The sequence below is a fragment of the Spartobacteria bacterium UBA695 genome (genome assembly GCA_002298145.1).
Classification (GTDB): Bacteria; Verrucomicrobiota; Verrucomicrobiia; order Chthoniobacterales; family Chthoniobacteraceae; genus UBA695.
In genome coordinates, this window is record DBMP01000025.1 from 1 (window position 1) to 17,628 (window position 17,628).

The window sequence follows — 17,628 nt, forward strand, 5'->3', positions numbered from 1 at the left end:
GGTGTAGGCGTCGGAGTTGGGGTTGGGGTCGGCGTTGGGGGGGGCGTGGGCGTGGGGGTTGCCTGAGGGGTTGGCGTGGCGAGCACGATCTCGCTGGCGGCTTCGTCCTTCGGGCTCACGGGGGGCTCCTCCGCATTTTTCTCCGGCTTGGGCTCGGGGGAGGCCTCCGGCTCCGGGGTGGGCTCGGGGGTCGGCTCCACGGTGGCAGCGGTCGCGACGGTTTTCTCTGATCCGGCTTCGTCCGGGTCGCCCGAGGGGGGCGAACCGCCGTCAAGCCAGGTCTGCATTTCGATGGGCTTGCTGCCGCCAAAGGAGGTGCACAGGTAGATGATCCCCAGGACGAGGATGTGGGCCATCGCGACGAGGAGGACGTTGCGCCGAAATTTGGAATCGCCGCTCATCGCCTCGTTATTGCTCCTTGGTCCCGACGAGGCCGACTTTGGTGACCCCGGCGGCCCGGATGGAGTCCATGACTTCCATTAGTTGCTGCACGGAAAGCGATTTATCGGCCCGGATTTGCACCGCCAGGGCGGGCCGGGTGGCTTTAAGGTTCTCGATGGCTTCGCGCACGGCCTCGGGCGGGACGGGCGATTTGCCAATGGTGACAAGGGCGTCCCGGTCGATGGAGATGGTCTCCACATCGGGCGGTTCCGCCGCGCCCTCGGCTGCTTTGTGGGTGGGCAGCACGAGCTTGCTGCTGTTCTCCATAAGCGGCGTGGTGATCATGAAAATAATGAGCAGCACGAACGCCAGGTCGAGGAGCGGCGTGACGTTGAGCTCGGAGAGCGTTGTAAGCTGGTGGCGGTCGGAGAAGCGTTTCATGACGCGCTAGTCACGGAGCGTGTGGTCGACGTACTGGTGCTCGAATTCGCTGGAAAGCTCGGCGGCGAAGTTGTCCATCCGGACGATCAAGGCCCGGATGCTCGTTACCAGGAAGTTGTAGCCAAACATGGCGGGAATGGCTACGAGCAAGCCGGTGACGGTCGTGATCAACGCGGCGGAGACACCGGGGGCCATGGCCGTTAAGCTGGCGGAACCGGCCTCGGCGACGCCACCGAAGGTCTCCATGACGCCCCAGACCGTGCCGAGCAACCCGAGGAAGGGGGCGCCGCTGACCGCCATGGCCAGCATGATCATCCCCTCCTCCAGGCGCAGGGACGTCTCGCCCACGGCCCGCTCCAGCGAGGTGGTGACGACGCGCATCTGGGCCGGGGAAATCTTGGGGGCGTCCTCCAGACGGGCGCGGAAGGTGTCGTCCACCTCCTGGGAGCCCAGCAAGTGGAAGGTCAGCTCGCGGCACCCGGCCCGGTAGACGGCGTAGAGGGGCGACCCCTCGAACTTCAGCTTCGATTCATAGAGGTGCAGCGGCTGGCGATGGCTCCGGAAGAGATCCAGGAAGCTGCCCGACTGCTTTTTGGCGGTGTTGACCATCCGCAGCTTTGTAACCATGACCGCCCAGGAGAAAATCGAGGCGATAAAAAGGCAAAGCAGGACCGTCTTGCCTGGCATCGTTGAGTGCTTGAAGGCAAAAATCAACCCTCCGTCGGCTAAAAATAGCGTCAATAGTGGCATTTCGGCAATGACGGTAGTAAAGATCGTTGGCTTGGCGAACGCAACCTTGGCCTTCATGAAAAAATTACCGATCCTTGTCCTCACCGCGCTATTGGCGTGTTTTCTGCCCCTGCGGGCCCAGCAGGCGCCTGTTTCTTCGAACCCCTACGACACTCTGGGCCGGGTGCTGAAGCCTATCGCGACGGTTTTCACCCCCGAGGCCACCAACCATGCGCTTTCGCTCTCCGTGGTGCTGGAAGAGATGACCGGGGTGCCGCCGGAGCTGCTCGGGGCGCGCTATGAGCTGCTCCTCCAACCGCCGGAGCACCTGCTCCTTCGCGGGGTTTATAACGGGACGCCGGTGGCGCTCTGCCGGGCGGGGAATGCCGTCTGGGTGAGCCCGAACGGGGCCCCGTTTAACGATCTCACCAATCCGCCGGGGGACGCGCCTCGGCACAAGAAAAAGAAGGCTCAGGGCCTGGAGCCAATGGTGCTCCCCTTCCCTCCCCAGCAGCTCGCGCTTTTGCCGATTCTCTTCCAGGTGAAGGAAGTAGCGGCCGTCCAGGGACTGCGCACGCTGGAGGTGCGCCTGATGCCCGAGCTGGCCAAGAACCTCGGCGTGCAGGAATGGTACGCACAGTTGACGCTCACCCCGGGGGAAAAACCGGAGCACCTGCGCCTCATCGGCCCGGGCTGGAGCATGGCGGTGCGCATTGAGCGGCTGGAGTCGGCCTCCTCCCTACCGCCGGAGACCTGGGCTGCGCCCGCGAACGCCCAGCGCCTGGACGCCACGCAGGCTCAGGCGTGGATTGAGGAACTCTCTCGCCGTGTGGACACTTACCGACCGGCTCCGAGCCGATAGTTTTTTCGGGAACTTGTGGTCATGATCCATCACCTCGCGCTTTTTAAACTCAACCCGGAGATCTCTCCCGAAGAGTTGGACTCCATTACGCGCCAGACCCGCGCCCAGTTGCTCAAAATCGACGAAGTGCTGGTGCTGCGCTGCGGCCGCAATATCGACCCGGCGGGCGAATGGGCGTTTTTCATCGCCGTGGAGGTGGAGTCGACTGAGAAGCTGGCGCTCTACAAGGAGAACGCCATCTACATCAAGCACTTGGAACGGGTGCTCAAGCCCAAGACCCGGGAGCATTTCGAGCTAAGTTTCGAAATGGAGCCGGGGAAGGACGTCCGGTTTTCATAAACGCGGCGTGTCTTCAAATTGCGATTCTTTGGGGGCACCGCTGGTTTCCAGAGATGCCCTTTAGTCGCAACCAAAAAAGGAGGGGCTGCCATGGATGAGGGACGTAGGAGGAAGGCTGAAAACGGTGGAAGGAAATGAGTTTCCCAATGCCGCCAAACGAAGAAGCACGGCTGCGGGTATTGCGCCAATACGGGCTGCTGGACACGCCTCCGGATGCCACTTTTGACGCGCTGGCCGCGCTGGCCGGGTTTATTTTCCACGCGCCGGTGGCGCTGGTAAGCCTGGTGGACGAGAACCGGCTCTGGTTCAAGGCCAGCACGGGGCTGCCGTGGTCGGAGGTGCCCCGAGAGCGCGGCTTTAGCACCTACGCGATCCTGGACCCGGGAGGGCTGGTGGTGCACGACGCGGCGGAGGACCCCCGCTTTAACCCGGGCCCGGCATTCGAACTCCAGCCGCCGCTGCGCTTTTACGCGGGCGCGCCGCTGCTGACCCACGAGGGGTATGCCCTGGGGGCGATCTGCATCCTGGACAGCAAGCCGCGACCGGATTTCGATCTGCGCCAGATGCGAATTTTGCAGACGCTGAGCCGCCATGCCATGGCGCAAATCGAGCTGCGCCATTCGTTCGTCCACCTCACCCAGGAGCTGAAGGATCTCAGCCAGGTGGAGTCGGAGGCCCGCCGGAAGCTCGCGGCGCATGAGCTGGAGATGGACCGCCTCAGCGAGATGAAGGACCGCTTTGTGACGATGCTGGCCCATGAGCTGCGCAACCCGCTGGCGTCGATCCTCAACGCGGTGGAGCTGCTGCGCTCGCCGGAGCCGGAGGATGCCGCGGAGATTATCGAAACCCAGGTGCGCCATCTCTCGCGCCTGACGGAGGATTTGCTGGATCTTTCCCGCGTGACCCGGGGTAAGCTGGTGCTGCAAAAGACGACGCTCGACCTGGTGGATGCCGTGCGGGAGGCGGTGAAGGTGGCGAGGCCGGTCTTTACCAAGGGCGGGCAGAATCTGGTCGTCAGCCTGCCTTCGCAGCCGCTCTGGCTGGAGGCGGACCCGGTGAGGGTGCAGCAGATTGTCAGCAATTTGCTGGCGAACGCGGCGAAGTTCACTCCACCGGGGCGCAAGGTGAGCCTGGGCCTGAAGGCTGACAGTACCGATGCGCTGCTCTACGTGGTGGACGAGGGCATCGGGCTGCCGCCGGAGATGCTGGAGCGGATTTTCGACCCGTTCGTGCAATCGGAAGGGGCCGGGGAGCGGGGGGGCCTGGGGCTGGGGCTGCCGCTGGTCCGGCAGCTCGTGCATCTGCACCGAGGCCGGGTGAAAGCGGAAAGCGACGGGGTGGGCAAGGGCTGCCGGTTCACGGTACGGCTGCCGATGGGGATGGCCCCGGCGCGCCCGATTCCGAAGCCGGACCCGCTGGACCAAGCCGCGGCGAGGCCGGAGACGGTGCCGCTTTCCTGCCGCGTGCTGGTGGTGGACGACAATACGGAATTTCGCGAGACGCTGGGCCGTTTGCTTAAGCGCTGGGGGCACGAGACGCAAGGGTGTGCCTCGGGGGCTCAGGCGCTCGACCGGGCGCTCTCCTTCCAGCCCGACATTGTGCTCATCGACCTGAACCTGCCGGACGTGGACGGGTTCTCGGTGGCGGAGTGTCTTTGTTCCCGCCCCGAGCTGGCGAAAACGCACTTGGTGGCGATGAGCGGCTTCGGGGAGGAGCACGACCGGGTGCACGCAGCGCAAAGCGGGTTCCACGAGTTCGTGCTCAAGCCGGTTGACCCGGCCTTTCTGCGCAGCTTGGTGGCGATCCGCGCCGGGGTCAGCCCGGTGGCGCAGAAGACGGAGGTGAACTAGGGAGGATTCACCACGGAGGAGATTCTTATTCCCCGCCTAACGCGGGTGGTGATTCATCCGCGCGGGGCTGTTGATCCGCAGGCGGCGGCAGTCGCCCGCGCCGCTCAGGGCGGCTTCGACCCGCTCGAGTTCGCGATTCAGGAAGCGGTCCATGCAGTGCCCCACCCGGTCGACGCACCGGAAGAAGAGCGGACCGATCAAGTAATCAAGGGTCAGAACGACTTCGGTGAGGCCGGGGCGGATGGGGAAAAACTCCAGGACGCCCAGGATCTCCACATTCCCTCCGCTGGAGCGAAAAAGCGTTTGGGCCCCGTTGCCGCCGGGGACTTTCTCCAGCTCGACGTCGGCGCGGAACCCCCCGGGTAGCCGAGCCACAAAGTGGGCCCGCCCCTCGGAGGAAACGACGGCGATGTCAAACCTTGCCAACTCACGACGGTAGCCGGGCAGATCGGCCAGCCGAGCCTGCGCTGCCTCGCGCGACGCAGGCAGATGAAACGTCTTCTGTAGTAGCATGAGCTCCCTCTCTCTCCAAATGCCTACGGAAGTCGGGAGCTTGCTGAGCGTCAGGGAATCTATTTTGCGCCGAGGCGGGTTTGCAGTTCGGCCCCGTCGAGCGAGGTCTGCCCGGGGGCGACTTCGAAGAGGACGGGAGCCCCGAGCAGTTCTTCGAGCAGTTCGCGGTTGGTGGCGGCGGCGGGGTCGTTCTCCGGTTCGGCGCGGTTGAAGATGATCCCGGCAAATTTCAGCCCCCGGCGCTCGATGTCGCGAACGGTGAGGAGCGCGTGGTTCAAGGCGCCGAGGCGGTTGCGAACGACCACGGCCACGGGGAGGCCCATCTCCGCCGCGAGGTCTGCGACGTAGTAATCCCGGGTAATGGGGACCATCCAGCCGCCCACGCCCTCGACGACGACGGAGCGGTGTGCCGCGCGCAGCCGATGGAAGGCGGACAGGACGGAGGCGACGTCTGCGGGGCGGTTTTCGAGCTTGGCGGCGGTGTAGGGGGCGGTGGGCGAGGCGAAGTAGACGGGGTTGATCTCGTCCAGCGGGACGGAGCGGCCACAGGCTTCGTGGAGCTTTTCGGCGTCCTCGCGGCTGCCGCAGCAGAAGGGTTTCATCGGGGCGGTGTCGAGCCCGGCTTCGCGCAGCGCCCGCACCAGGAGCGTGGAAACGTAGGTTTTCCCCGCGTCGGTATCAATTCCGGTAATGAATAGGTTCATTTTGAAAAAAGCCTCGTTTTCAACCCGAGGGCCAGCCCCCAGCCTCAGCCTCCTCGTTACGAATCTCCAGATTTGTAACGCCCTTGTCTGGTTCCATCACGGCACTGAACGAATCAAAGATTCGCAGACAGAAGACGTTCCCAATCTGGAGATTGGGAACGAGCGGGGAAGAAAAAGCCCGTTCCCCACCGAAGCGGGGAACGGGTAAATCGTTTCGTGCCTCTTGGCGGCTTCTTCCCTACGAAATGCGCATCGGCATGATGACGTAGAGGAACGGGCCCTGGATCTTGATGACGCCGGGGCTCATTTCGTCGATGAGGTCGAGGTAGACTTCGTCGACGGCGAGGTTCTTCAACGGGGCCATGAGGAATTCCGGGTTGAAGGCGATCGCCATGTCTTTGCCTTTGTAGGGGATGGCCAGGGATTCGTGCGCCTCGCCCACGTCCGGGGTGTTGGCGGCGATTTCGAGGTTGTTCTTGGTGAAGACCAGCTTGACGGAGTTGCTCTTCTCGCTGGAGAGGAGCGAGACGCGGTGAACGGCGTCGTGGAAGAGCGCGCGTTCCAGGGTGATGCGTTCCTTGGTTTCCGCCGGGATGACCTGCCGGTAGTTGGGATAGTTGCCCTCGATGAGCTTGGAGACCAGGAATGTACCGTCGACTTCGAAGGCGGCTTGGTTTTCACCAATGCTGACTTTGATGTCGCCTTCGTCGGAGAGCAGGCGCTGGATTTCTCCAATCGCCTTGGCCGGAATGATGACGTCGCCTTCGTGGCTGCGCGGGAATTCGAGCTCGATGTCCACGAGCGCGAGGCGGCGGCCGTCGGTGGCAACCAGCGTGAGCTTGTTGTCGCGGAAGGAGAAGAGGATGCCGTTCAAGACGTAGCGGGTCTCGTCGGTGGAGATGGCGTAGGAGGTCTTTTTCAGGGCCTCGCGGAGATCCTTCTGGCGCAGGGTGAAGGTCTTGGCGTTCTCAAACTTCGGCAGCGGGGGGAATTCCTCCTCCGGCAGGCCGAGGATCTTGAAGAAGCTGGGGCCGCTGCGGATGGAGGCGACGTTCTTGGAGTCGACCTCGATGGTGATCTCGCTGGCGGGAAGTTCGCGCACGATGGAGAGGAGGCGACGGGCCGGGAGGGTCGTGGCGCCGGGTTTTTCGATCGCGGCCTCCACGCCGGAGCGGATGCCTACGTCGAGGTCGGATGTGGTGAACCGCAACTGGCCGTCGGCTGCTTGCAACAGGACGTTGGAGAGGATCGGCAACGTGGTGCGGGTGCTGACCACGTTTTGGACGGTTTGCAGACCTTCGAGGAGCTTCTCTTTGCTAACGCTGAACTTCATAAAAGGTGGATTGGTAAAATCTAAGGGGCTAATGGGGACCTCTGCGCTACTTGAACCCGGTTTGTTGGATCAAAGGCAATCCCGGGCCAAGTGTCAAGGTTATCGGTTTAGTTGGCTATCCAAAAATGAGACGGTCTGGCGAACCTGGTCTTCTCCGGCCATCCGTTCTTTGACGAGGCGGCAGGCGTGGAGCACGGTGCCGTGGTCGCGCCCTCCGAAGGCGTCGCCGATTTCGCTCAGCGAGGTTTTGGTGAGTTCGCGGGCCAGGTACATGGCGACTTGGCGCGGGAAGGCGATGTTGGCCGGGCGGCGTTTGCTGGTCATGTCGGCCAGGCGCACGTCGTAGTGTTCGGCGACTTTGCGCTGGATTTGCTCGATGGTGACGGCCCGGCGGGCTTCCTCCTGGAGAATGTCTTTGAGGAGGTGTTCCACGGTGTCCGGGGTCAGCTCACGGCCGCTCAAGGAGGAGAAGGAGGCGACGCGCATGAGGGCCCCTTCGAGGCGGCGGACGTTGGTTTTGATGCGTTCGGCCAGGAATTCGTAGATGGAGGGGTCGAGCTTGATGGTCATCGCTTGCGCTTTCTTGCGCAAAATGGCGACGCGGGTCTCGATGTCGGGCGGCTGAAGCTCGGCGGTGAGGCCCCATTCGAACCGGGAGACGAGACGGCCTTCGAGGTTCTGGATTTCGCTCGGGGGACGGTCGCTGGAGAGGATGATCTGTTTGTGGCCGTCGAAAAGGGTGTTGAAGGTGTGGAAGAATTCTTCCTGGGAGCGCTCTTTGCCTGCGAGGAACTGGATGTCGTCGATTAAGAGGACGTCGGCCTGGCGGTATTTGTTGCGGAATTTGACGAGTTTGCCGTTCTGGATGGCGTCGATGAATTCGTTGGTGAACTTCTCGCTGGAGAGGTAGACGACTTTGGCCCCTTTTTTGGCCCCCTGGACATGCTGGCCGATGGCGTGCATGAGGTGGGTTTTGCCAAGGCCCACTCCGCCGTAGAGGAAGAAGGGGTTGTAGGTCTTGGCCGGGTTCTGGGCGACGGCCAGGGCGGCGGCGTGGGCAAACTGGTTGTTGGTCCCGACGACGAAGGAATCAAAGGTGTTGCGCGGGTTGAGGCCGTTGGGGGGCGTTTTTTCGCCGGTGCCGTTGGCGGTGCCACTCGCGGCGGCGGGGGCGGCGCCGTTGGCCGGGGTGTGGCGCGCGGTGGCCTTGGAGGTACCGGCGGCGGCGGGGGCCGCTTCGGCGGGCTCTTTTTCGGGCGGGGTGTCGGCGATGGTGAAGTTCACCTTGCGCGGGCTGCCGAGCACTTTGACCAACGAGGACTGGAGGAGGCCCATGTAGTTGGTCTCGATCCAGAGCTGGTAGATGTTATTGGGCACCCGCAGCGTGATCTGGTTTTCGTCCGCCGCGAGAAGCGCGATCGCCTTGAACCAACGCTGGAACGTATCGCCGCTCACCTCCGGACGGATGGCGTCGGCGATATGCTTCCAGATCATGGCGAAATGGTCTTCCATAATAAGATTATGCACACTTATTACTGGATGACCGGATGGGGGCAAATTCCCAGGGTCATATCCTTAAAATCCCCTAAAAACAGGTGAATTCCCGCCAAAATGCCCCCGGCAACCCGCCGGAGGGAGGAGGTGGAACAAACAGCAAAGTCGCTGGTTTTGAACATCTTAGAAAAGCTGGATTTGTGGAACCGCGATTTCATGCCTGTTCCACACCCAAAACGGACGCTCATGTCCGTATTTAGGTGGATTTCAGGGAAAGAAGGCATTTTTTCGCGTTTGTTCACAAGTTATTCACAGCGTCCGAGTCTCTCGCCCGCCGTGCGGCGTGAGATTAGTAAGGGGCACCTGGCGGGACAAGAAAAAAGCCCGGTTATCGTGCAATTTGTTTCCCCCACCAGAGGCGGCGGAGGAAGTCGAAGCGCCCCATGGCGGTGGCTACCCTTCCTTGGCCAGGGCCTCCCAAAGTTCCTTCGCGCGGGGGGTGAGGTCTTTGGGGATCTCAGTGGAAAGGGCGACGTAGAGGTCGCCGCGCACGCCGCCTTCCTTGGCCAGGCCCCGGCCCTTGAGGCGGAACTTTTGGCCAGGCTGGCTGCCCGCGGGCACTTTGAGGTGCGCGGAGCCCTCCATGGTCGGCACAGTCTCCTGGCCGCCGAGGACGAGCTTCCAAGGCGGGAGGGCCAGTTCGTAAATGAGGTCGTTCTTTTCGACCTGAAAATCGGGATGCGGGGCGAAGCGCACGTTTAAGTACAAGTCGCCCGCCGGGCCGCCGTGGGCCCCGGCTTCGCCCTGCCCGCCGAGGCGGATGCGCTGGCCGGGGTGGACGCCCGCGGGGATGGCGACCTCGTAGGTCTGCGGTTTATGGCCCTGGCGCTGGAAGGTGATTTTGCGCCGGGCGCCGTGGAGGGCTTCCTCCAAAGTCACGGCCAAGTCGGCCTCGACATCAACGCCCCGGCTCGCCCCGGCGGCGCGGCCTGCGGCAAAGGGGTTGGCGTGGCGGCCGCCGGAACCGAAGAAGGCTTCGAAAAAGTCGCTAAAGCCGGTGCCGCCGAAGTTGAACTCGAAATCTCCGCCGCCCATTCCGGGCCCTCCCGCGCGGCGGCCTCCCTGGCCGGGCTGATGCCATCCGGGGGGCGGCTGGGCCCCGCCGCGTTCCCAATCCGCACCGAGGGTATCGTACTGGCGGCGTTTCTCGGGGTCGCCGAGGACTTCGTAGGCTTCGTTGATCTCCTTGAAGCGCTCCGACGCGGCGGCGCGCTCCTTAGGCTTGACCATGTCCGGGTGATGCTGGCGGGCCAGTTTGCGAAAAGCGCTCTTTATCTCGTCCTGGCTGGCGGTTTTGGCCACCCCCAGAGTCTGATAGTAATCCTTAAACTGCATTTGCGCTTCACGATAAACATCCCGCGCCGGTTTCGCCAGCATATCGTTCAATTTGGAGGGCTTCAGGGAAACCCCGGGGGCGTTACTGGTCTAAGCGGATGCTTGACTTCGCGCCACTCCTCCTTACCGTTGGGGAAATTTTCATCCCTATGCAATTCAGAGCCCTGGCCCTCCTTGCCCTCAGCGCAGTCTTGACCGCTTTCCCCGTATGTGCGGAGGAGCAGGTGCTCGATGGCGTCGCGGCAGTCGTCAACGGAGAGGTCATCACCTTCTCGGAAGTCCGCGAACTGGTACTCAACCGCGAAATGTCGCTGCGACAATCGCTTCCCGCTGGGCCGGAGCTTGACCAAAAGGTGAAGGAAACCCGCCTGGCCGCCATCAACGACCTGATCGACCGGCAGCTGGTGCTCCAGGATTTCAGCAAAAACAAGTTTTCCATTCCCGACTACGCCGTGGATGACCGCATCAACACGATCATCCGCGAGCAGTTCAAGGGTGACCGCCTGGCCTTGATCCGCACGTTGCAGGCCCAGGGCTACACGCTCCAGCGCTTCCGCAAGGTGGAAAAGGACAAGATGATCGTCCAGGCGATGCGCAGCCGCTCGGTGAAGGTCGACCCGGTGCTCTCCCCGACCAAGGTGGAAAAATATTACCGGGAACACATTGCCGAATACTCCACGCCTGAGCAGATCAAGCTGCGCATGCTGATTCTTCACAAGGACACGCCCGGCGCCAAGGAGCTGGCTGAGGAGCTTCGCAAGAAAGTAGCGGCGGGCGGCGACTTCGCCAACCTGGCCCAGATGTACTCCGAGGACAGCTCGAAGGAAACCGGCGGCGACTGGGGCTGGATCGAGCGCTCGACGCTTAATGAATCCCTGGCCAACCCGGCCTTTGCGCTTAAGCCGGGACACGTGAGCAACGTGATCGACCTGGGCACTAATTACTACCTGCTTTACGTCGACTCCCGCAAACCGGCCGACAGCAAGCCGCTGACGGTGATCCGCGACGAGGTGGAAAAGAAGGCGCTCCAGGCGGAACGCCAAGCGGCTCAGGATAAGTGGATCAAGGGCCTGCGCGAGAAGGCTTTCATCCGGATTTTCTAGGGCACGCCCGATGAGTTCGCTCGGCACGATCGGCATCACCCTGGGCGACCCGTCCGGAGTGGGTCCCGAGGTGATCCAGGCCGCGCTGGCCTCGGCTCCGCTCGACCCACGCTTTACCTACCGCGTCATTGGAGACGCTGGGGGAGCCATTCCCGGACAACCGACACCCGCCACGGCCCGCGCTGCCATTGCGGCGCTGGAGGAAGCGGCCCAGTTGGCGGCCCGGGGGGAGATCGACGCGGTGGTCACGGGGCCGATCCACAAATCCCGCATGCAAGCGGAGGGGTTCGTTTTCCCGGGGCATACGGAATTTTTCGCCGCGCGCGCGGGCGTTCGGAATTTCGCCATGCTGCTCACGGGCGGCAAGCTGACCGTAGCGCTCGTCACGATCCACGTGGCGCTGGCCGAGGTGCCGCGGCTCGTTACCGGGTCTGAAATCGAGCGAGTGGGCTCGCTTCTGGCTGAGTTTCTGACCTTGCGCCTGAGCGGTTCCCGGCCCGCGCGGATTGCCGTGGCCGGGCTCAATCCCCATGCGGGAGAGGACGGCGCAATGGGCCGTGAGGAGATCGAGGTGATCGCCCCCGCCGTGGCGCGGCTGGCCGAGGCGTGGCGCGGCCGGGCGGAATTCACGGGTCCCCTCTCCCCAGACACGCTCTTTTTCCGCGCCGTCTCGGGGGAATTCGACGGCGTACTTTGTATGTACCACGACCAGGGGCTCATTCCGCTCAAGCTCCAGGGCTTTGACGAAGGGGTGAACGTGACCCTCGGGCTGCCGTTTGTGCGCACGAGCCCGGATCACGGCACGGCCTTTGAAATCGCGGGGCGCGGCCTGGCCCGGCCCGGCAGCATGATCGCCGCCCTGCGGCTCGCCGAGGAACTCGTAGCGGCGCGCAAACGCTAGGGCGCTCTTTTTCACCCCCCATGACGAAATTCTCCCGCGCCATCGCCACGCAGCTTGCGGGCTTCGCGTTGCTGGGCGGGGCCGTGGTCGGGCTCTCCCGGTTGCTGCCTGTGGTGGAGTGGATCGGGGAGATGCAAGCGCGGCTGGCGCAAATGCAGGTCTGGGGCGCGGTGCTCTATCCGTTTCTCTTCGCCGCGTGCAATATTCTGCTGCTGCCCGGCGGGATCATCGCGATGGGGGGCGGGCTTTTCTTCGGGCTCTGGTGGGGGACGTTCCTGGTGCTCGTCGGTAACTTGATCGCGGCGGCGTTCGCTTTTGGCCTCAGCCGGTGGCTTGGCCGCGCGTGGCTGGAGCGGAAGTTCGCCCACAGCCGCCGCTGGCACACGCTCGACGCCGCCGTTCGCAAGCAGGGCTGGAAGATCGTTTTCTTAAGCCAGGTTCACCCGCTCTTCCCCACAAGCCTGCTCAATTACCTCTACGGCGTTACCAGCATTCGGTTCGGCCCGTGCTTGTTTTGGATCGCCGCGGGGCAGCTGCCCGGGCTGTTCCTGTATGCCTACCTTGGCACGCTCGCCCAGCTCGGCATCAAGCTCGCCGAAGGCCGCACGCACCCCGTGCCGCATGAATACTTGATCTGGATCGGGGGGCTCTTTCTGACGATTGCCGTTACCACGGCCCTGGCGCGCATCGCCTTTCAACTGCTCGCGGAAGTGGATGAGGAACCCCATGAATCCAACGAACCAGCGAGGAAGCGGCACGTTGATTGATAAAAATAATTCTCGCCGGGAAAAATTTACCGCGTTTTGACACGTCCTGTTTTCGTGCTATGATAAACGTCAATAGCACCAGGCTATTTTACCTCTCCCTTCTTCTCTTGTTCCATGCCCGCTTCCCGATTTGAGATGCGACGTTTGCAGCCCGCCCTTTTCCTTGATTACGGGGCGGATGCCGTCGACGCGGAGACCGCCGCCTGCGAACTCTGCGAACGCGGAATGAGGTTCCGCTCGCAATGGCGCTTTGACCTGGGATCGGTTCTGCGGGTCGCGTTTGCCTTCGACGACGGTACGCCACAGCGGATCGAGGCCGAGGGCTTTGTGGTGGATTGCGCGGCGGACGGGGTAAAGATTTACCAGACGACGCTGGCCTTTATGGAACCGCCGCAGGAGCTTCGCCAATCGCTGGGCCGGGTATCGGCGCGGCTGGAGCTGCCGATGTGCGGCGGGAACGCGTCGCGCCGGGAGCCTTTCCGGTAAAATTGCCGCAGGGCAAAAAAGAAATCGGGGCGAGAGGATTCGAACCTCCGACCTCCTGGTCCCAAACCAGGCGCTCTACCAAGCTAAGCTACACCCCGAGATAATCCCAAGGTGCTTACTATGCCTGAGTTGCGCCGGACGGCAAGCAAATCCGGGCGGCAACCTTGGATCGCCCCCCCGCTGCCACCGCACTAAAATATCCGCCAGCGGGAGAAGAAGAGCATTCCGACGACGAAAAGCACCGGCAACAGGATCGGCGCGGAGTAGCAAATGATGTAGCGAAAGAAGCCCGGCGTCTCCACTTTGGCCTGGTCGGCGATGGCTTTGACCATGAAGTTCGGGCCATTGCCAATGTAGGTCATGGCACCGAAAAATACTGCGCCGACGGAGATGGCGATCAGGTAGCTGCCGTGCGAGGCAAGGAATTCCGGCATCCCGGATTCGATGGGCAGCCCGGCGGTGCCAAAGGCCGCGGCGAGGAAGGCCAGGTAGGTCGGGGCGTTGTCGAGGACGCCGGAGAGGGCTCCGGCTCCCCAGTAAAAGTGCATTTCTGTCTCCAGCCCGAGCACGCTCGCGCGGGCTTGCAGCAGGTCGAGCGCGGGCATCATGGTGGCGAAGATGCCGAAAAAGAGCCATGCAACTTCTTTCAACGGCGCGAGCGAAAAGTCGTTGGCGTTATGCACTTCTCTTGAGGTGGTGAAGTAGGAGGCGAGCGCGGCGGCGACCATGACGGCTTCGCGCAGGAAGGGCGGGTTGTTGATGAATACGGCCCCCAGGATGATGGCCAGGAAGAACAGGTTCAGCCCGCCACCGAAGCGCCAGGTTTCCCGGCGCGTCTCGGCCTCGCGGATCTGGCGCGGGGCTTTCCGGAAGTTCCACGTATCCAGTATGAAGAATACGCCCAGCAGCAGCCCGATGGCGACGCCCCACGCGGCCCAGCAATGCTGCATGACCCACCAGAACGGCACGCCTTTAAGGTAACCGAGGAAGAGGGGCGGATCGCCAATCGGCGTGAGGCATCCGGCGACGTTGGAGACGATGAAGATGAAGAAGACGATGTGGAACCCGGTAACGCGGTATTTGTTCATCCTAATCCACGGGCGCACGAGGAGCATTGAGGCCCCGGTGGTGCCGATCAGGTTGGCCGTTCCCGCCGCGAATAGGAGGTAGAGGACGTTGGCCCACGGCTTCGCCTCGCCTTTGACCATGATGTGGATGCCCCCGGCGACGGTGAACAGCGAGCCGATCAACGCCAGGAAGCTGAGGTATTCATGCCCGGTATGGACCACTCGTTCTGGGTTATGGAGTACCAGAAAATAATATCCTATAGAGAGCACCCCGAGCGCCATTGACCAGCGGTGATAACAGCGCTCCCAGTGGCCCTTGGCAACAAACGGCATGACCGCGATGGCCAGGAGCATTCCCACAAATGGCAGGATCATCCACGCCGAGGGCGTGGCGGAAACAGAGGCAAGCAGCATGAGGTGGGGCCCCTTACATTCCTTACGCGTTCACAAACCCCGCGACGGCCGCACCCAGTGCGAGCAGCGACGCCGTGCCGAGCAAGACGGACGGGACCCGCAACGGTTTGTCTTTAAGGCTCCGGTAGCCGATCCCGATGGCGCGGCCCGCAAACAGGGCGAAGATCATGAATGGAATCACGTAGGTCAGCTGCTCCTGGGTGTGCGTTTGGATGAAGTAAGCGGCGAAAAGAATGGCCACGCTTCCGAAAAAGGAGAGGAAGGCGACGGAGCGGCTGGAGGTGTAGTACCAGGCAGCCAACCCGGCCGCCAAGGTGAGAAGGGAGATGACGCTGTAGACAATGGCGAGTGAGTTCATGGAAATCGGGAATGATGGGAAACGGCGTTGATAATGATTTTACCGCCGAAGGATTGCGCTTTGAATCGGAAAAAAGCCTTGTGTTCGATGTTTCGGTTGTTGCATTTTCTCTCCCCCGCTCCCGGTCCGGCCGAACCGAACATCAACAAGCCGGACCGGGACTCCTCTATCTCTTTTCCTCTCAAAAAAAGATGGAGGAGGGGGAAGGCCGTGATGGTAAACTCTCACATCTCCATCACGACCTTGCCCCTGTAAGGGTTAAGAGAACTAGGAGACTGCTGTGTCGCCGTGTTCCTGCGTGCGAATGCGGACGGCATCCTCCACGGGGAGCACGAAGATCTTGCCGTCGCCGATTTTCCCGGTATGGGCGGCTTCGGTGATCAGTTTGATGGCCGTTTCCGCAAGGGAATCGGACACGACGACTTCAATTTTGATCTTGGGCAGAAAATCCACCGAATACTCGCTGCCGCGGTAGATTTCCGTGTGCCCTTTCTGGCGGCCAAATCCTTTGACCTCCGTTATGGTCATTCCCTCGATTCCGCTTCCGGAAAGGGCGTCCTTCACTTCTTCAATCTTGAAGGGCTTGATGATCGCTTCGATCTTTTTCATACAGATTGCGTTTTTCTAAAATCCGGTCTGGCCGCCCCTTGAGTTCAAGCAGCGGCCAAACCGGCAAATTGAAGTTTAGTGATGAACCGGAGTCGTGCGGTTGGTGAGCTGGAAGTCCGGGTAGGCTTCGGCACCCATTTCGGGGATGTCGAGACCGGCGACTTCGTCCTCGGCCTTGGAACGAATCGGGAAGATGAGGTTGGAGACCTTGAACCAGATGAAGGCGAAGGTGAAGACGAACACGGCGCAGGTGAGCGTGCCGGTGACTTGCGCGCCGAGCTGCGACCAGTCGTTGTAGGCGCCGCCAAAGGCTTTGCCAAAGATGCCGGTCACGCCTTGGTCGGCCCAGCCTTCCGCAACGAGTTTGTTGTAGGCATCGATGGTGGCCGGAGCCGCATCGTTGACGATCTTCTGGATCACCCCGTCCTTGACGAGGGTGTGAACGCCACCCCAACCGGCGCCGTAGCTGCCGTTGGCGAAGAGGCCGACGGAGAGCACGCCCCAGGCGCCGTTGACGCCGTGGACGGAGATGGCTCCCACGGGGTCGTCGAGCTTCAGGCCACGCTCTACGAAGACCACGGCGACGACGACGAAGACACCGGCGATCAAGCCGATGATGACCGCGCCCAGCGTGGTCACAAAGGCGCACGGAGCGGTGATGGCGACGAGGCCCGCGAGCAGGCCGTTGCACATCATGGACGGATCGGGTTTGCCGAACCAGAACCAGACGAGCAGCGTGGTGGAGAGCGAGGCCGCGGCACCCGCGAGCATGGTGTTCACCGCGACGATGGCGATGCGGTTATCTGTGCCGGCCAGCGTGGAGCCCGGGTTGAACCCGAACCAGCCGAAGGCGAGAATGAAGGTGCCGAGCATGACCATGGGGATGTCGTGCGCAGGCATGGCGTTGGGCTTGCCGTCCTTGTTGAATTTGCCGATACGGGCACCGATGACGATGCTGCCCGCCAAGGCGATCATACCGCCGCACATGTGCACAACGGAGGAACCGGCGAAGTCCACGTGGCCGTGGCCAAAGCCGAAGTTCTGGCCAAGCTGAGCGAGCCAGCCGCCGCCCCAGACCCAGTTGCCAAAGAGGGCATACGGGAACATACCGACCCAGAAGCCGTAGATCATGAAGTTCTTGAAGTTCCAGCGTTCCGCCATGGCCCCGGTGGGGATGGTGGCCGTGGTGTCCATGAACACCATTTCGAAGAGGAAGAGGGCGAGTACGGCGGTATCAAACACCGACGAACCCAGGAAGAAGCCCTTGCCGCCGAAGATGCCGAAGGGATGCCCAAAGAGGGTGATGGTGTGCTCGACGTTGAGCAGCGCCAGGCCCTGGCCGAGCGAAGGCTGCCAGCCGATGGGTACCGGGCCGTTCCAGTAGCCGCCGAACATGATGCCGAATCCGCAGATCCAGAACCCGAGCATGCCCAGGCCGTAGATGAGGAAGTTCGTCGCCATGACGTGCGCGGCGTTCTTGCCACGGCAAAGGCCGGTCTCGACGAGGGCGAAGCCTGCCTGCATGAACATCACGATGAAGCCCGTGATGAGCGTCCAGACGAGGTTGATCGAGATCTTGTTGTGCGCAACGTTCTGGATCAGTTCGTCGTTGGAGACGGTGTTCTTGCCTTTCGGGTTGATGCTCGTCGCCTCGGCGGGGATTGGCCAGGTGAGGTCGGTGACGCTGCCCGCGTTGGCTCCCGGGGGATAGGCCAGGGAATCGGGCGGCGCGGGTGTGGGAGAGGCGGCGGCGGCGGGTGTGGCCGCGGCTGACGCCGGAGCGTCCTCTGCCGACACTTGGACCGGCATGGTCAACGCCATGGCTGCCATGGCTGCCACTAGGGCGAATGTTTTACGGAGTTTTAGCATAGTTGATGGTTCC

General features: G+C 62.5%; 19 protein-coding genes, 1 tRNA gene and 1 pseudogene. 7 read left to right on the plus strand and 14 right to left on the minus strand.

Annotated elements, in window-relative coordinates:
- From B2828_RS14090 to B2828_RS14100, 3 genes and pseudogenes are all read right to left on the minus strand, one after another.
- Window positions 1–401, minus strand: a pseudogene (locus tag B2828_RS14090) (hypothetical protein); the annotation flags it as partial.
- 7 nt (window positions 402–408) lie between these two features.
- On the minus strand, window positions 409–822 hold the full coding sequence (locus B2828_RS14095) for an ExbD/TolR family protein (RefSeq protein WP_479634403.1): 414 nt from the start codon (window positions 820–822) through the stop codon (window positions 409–411).
- 6 nt (window positions 823–828) lie between these two features.
- The gene (locus tag B2828_RS14100) at window positions 829–1,629 is read right to left on the minus strand and encodes a MotA/TolQ/ExbB proton channel family protein (RefSeq protein ID WP_479634404.1); all 801 of its coding nucleotides are present in this window, start codon (window positions 1,627–1,629) and stop codon (window positions 829–831) included.
- Between B2828_RS14100 and B2828_RS14105 the strand changes: the two genes are divergently transcribed.
- The 3 genes from B2828_RS14105 to B2828_RS14115 all read left to right on the plus strand — a co-directional run bounded on the left by B2828_RS14105 (window position 1,628) and on the right by B2828_RS14115 (window position 4,602).
- A complete protein-coding gene (locus B2828_RS14105; protein WP_479634405.1) occupies window positions 1,628–2,413 on the plus strand; it encodes a hypothetical protein in 786 nt (261 codons plus the stop codon). The genes B2828_RS14100 and B2828_RS14105 overlap by 2 nt on opposite strands.
- Before the next feature lie 21 nt (window positions 2,414–2,434).
- On the plus strand, window positions 2,435–2,752 hold the full coding sequence (locus B2828_RS14110; protein WP_479634406.1) for a Dabb family protein: 318 nt from the start codon (window positions 2,435–2,437) through the stop codon (window positions 2,750–2,752).
- Between the two features lie 146 nt (window positions 2,753–2,898).
- Window positions 2,899–4,602 carry a hybrid sensor histidine kinase/response regulator gene (locus B2828_RS14115; protein WP_479634407.1) on the plus strand — a complete coding sequence of 568 codons (1,704 nt, stop codon included), beginning with the start codon at window positions 2,899–2,901 and terminating at the stop codon, window positions 4,600–4,602.
- Between the two features lie 36 nt (window positions 4,603–4,638).
- On the opposite strand, the gene B2828_RS14120 is transcribed toward B2828_RS14115, so the two are convergent.
- The 6 genes from B2828_RS14120 to B2828_RS14145 form a co-directional block, all read right to left on the minus strand.
- Window positions 4,639–5,115, minus strand: a complete 477-nt coding sequence (locus tag B2828_RS14120) for a hypothetical protein (RefSeq protein ID WP_479634408.1) — start codon at window positions 5,113–5,115, stop codon at window positions 4,639–4,641.
- Window positions 5,116–5,174: 59 nt separating this feature from the next.
- Window positions 5,175–5,819 (minus strand): dethiobiotin synthase, encoded by a 645-nt coding sequence (gene bioD / locus B2828_RS14125; RefSeq protein WP_479634409.1) that lies wholly within the window; start codon window positions 5,817–5,819, stop codon window positions 5,175–5,177.
- 238 nt (window positions 5,820–6,057) lie between these two features.
- Window positions 6,058–7,152 carry a DNA polymerase III subunit beta gene (dnaN, locus tag B2828_RS14130; RefSeq protein ID WP_479634410.1) on the minus strand — a complete coding sequence of 365 codons (1,095 nt, stop codon included), beginning with the start codon at window positions 7,150–7,152 and terminating at the stop codon, window positions 6,058–6,060.
- Between the two features lie 99 nt (window positions 7,153–7,251).
- Window positions 7,252–8,646, minus strand: a complete 1,395-nt coding sequence (gene dnaA / locus B2828_RS14135; protein WP_479634411.1) for a chromosomal replication initiator protein DnaA — start codon at window positions 8,644–8,646, stop codon at window positions 7,252–7,254.
- A gap of 38 nt (window positions 8,647–8,684) precedes the next feature.
- Window positions 8,685–8,948, minus strand: coding sequence for a hypothetical protein (locus B2828_RS14140; protein ID WP_479634412.1), 264 nt, complete (start codon window positions 8,946–8,948; stop codon window positions 8,685–8,687).
- 151 nt (window positions 8,949–9,099) lie between these two features.
- On the minus strand, window positions 9,100–10,083 hold the full coding sequence (locus B2828_RS14145) for a DnaJ C-terminal domain-containing protein (RefSeq protein WP_479634413.1): 984 nt from the start codon (window positions 10,081–10,083) through the stop codon (window positions 9,100–9,102).
- A gap of 107 nt (window positions 10,084–10,190) precedes the next feature.
- Between B2828_RS14145 and B2828_RS14150 the strand changes: the two genes are divergently transcribed.
- From B2828_RS14150 to B2828_RS14165, 4 genes are all read left to right on the plus strand, one after another.
- Window positions 10,191–11,144 carry a peptidylprolyl isomerase gene (locus B2828_RS14150; protein ID WP_479634414.1) on the plus strand — a complete coding sequence of 318 codons (954 nt, stop codon included), beginning with the start codon at window positions 10,191–10,193 and terminating at the stop codon, window positions 11,142–11,144.
- Window positions 11,145–11,154: 10 nt separating this feature from the next.
- Window positions 11,155–12,045, plus strand: coding sequence for a 4-hydroxythreonine-4-phosphate dehydrogenase PdxA (pdxA, locus tag B2828_RS14155; RefSeq protein ID WP_479634415.1), 891 nt, complete (start codon window positions 11,155–11,157; stop codon window positions 12,043–12,045).
- Window positions 12,046–12,065: 20 nt separating this feature from the next.
- On the plus strand, window positions 12,066–12,812 hold the full coding sequence (locus B2828_RS14160) for a TVP38/TMEM64 family protein (protein ID WP_479634416.1): 747 nt from the start codon (window positions 12,066–12,068) through the stop codon (window positions 12,810–12,812).
- 144 nt (window positions 12,813–12,956) lie between these two features.
- Complete coding sequence (locus B2828_RS14165; protein WP_479634417.1) at window positions 12,957–13,298, plus strand: hypothetical protein; 342 nt, start codon at window positions 12,957–12,959, stop codon at window positions 13,296–13,298.
- A gap of 24 nt (window positions 13,299–13,322) precedes the next feature.
- On the opposite strand, the gene B2828_RS14170 is transcribed toward B2828_RS14165, so the two are convergent.
- The 5 genes from B2828_RS14170 to B2828_RS14190 form a co-directional block, all read right to left on the minus strand.
- A tRNA-Pro gene (locus B2828_RS14170) sits at window positions 13,323–13,396 on the minus strand.
- A gap of 93 nt (window positions 13,397–13,489) precedes the next feature.
- Window positions 13,490–14,779, minus strand: coding sequence for a sodium:proton antiporter (locus B2828_RS14175; protein WP_479634418.1), 1,290 nt, complete (start codon window positions 14,777–14,779; stop codon window positions 13,490–13,492).
- 22 nt (window positions 14,780–14,801) lie between these two features.
- Window positions 14,802–15,137, minus strand: coding sequence for a hypothetical protein (locus B2828_RS14180; RefSeq protein WP_479634419.1), 336 nt, complete (start codon window positions 15,135–15,137; stop codon window positions 14,802–14,804).
- A gap of 267 nt (window positions 15,138–15,404) precedes the next feature.
- Window positions 15,405–15,746 carry a P-II family nitrogen regulator gene (locus tag B2828_RS14185; RefSeq protein ID WP_479634420.1) on the minus strand — a complete coding sequence of 114 codons (342 nt, stop codon included), beginning with the start codon at window positions 15,744–15,746 and terminating at the stop codon, window positions 15,405–15,407.
- 75 nt (window positions 15,747–15,821) lie between these two features.
- Entirely contained in the window at window positions 15,822–17,615 is a 1,794-nt protein-coding gene (locus tag B2828_RS14190; RefSeq protein ID WP_479634421.1) for an ammonium transporter, read from the minus strand.
- Between the last annotated feature and the right edge of the window lie 13 nt (window positions 17,616–17,628).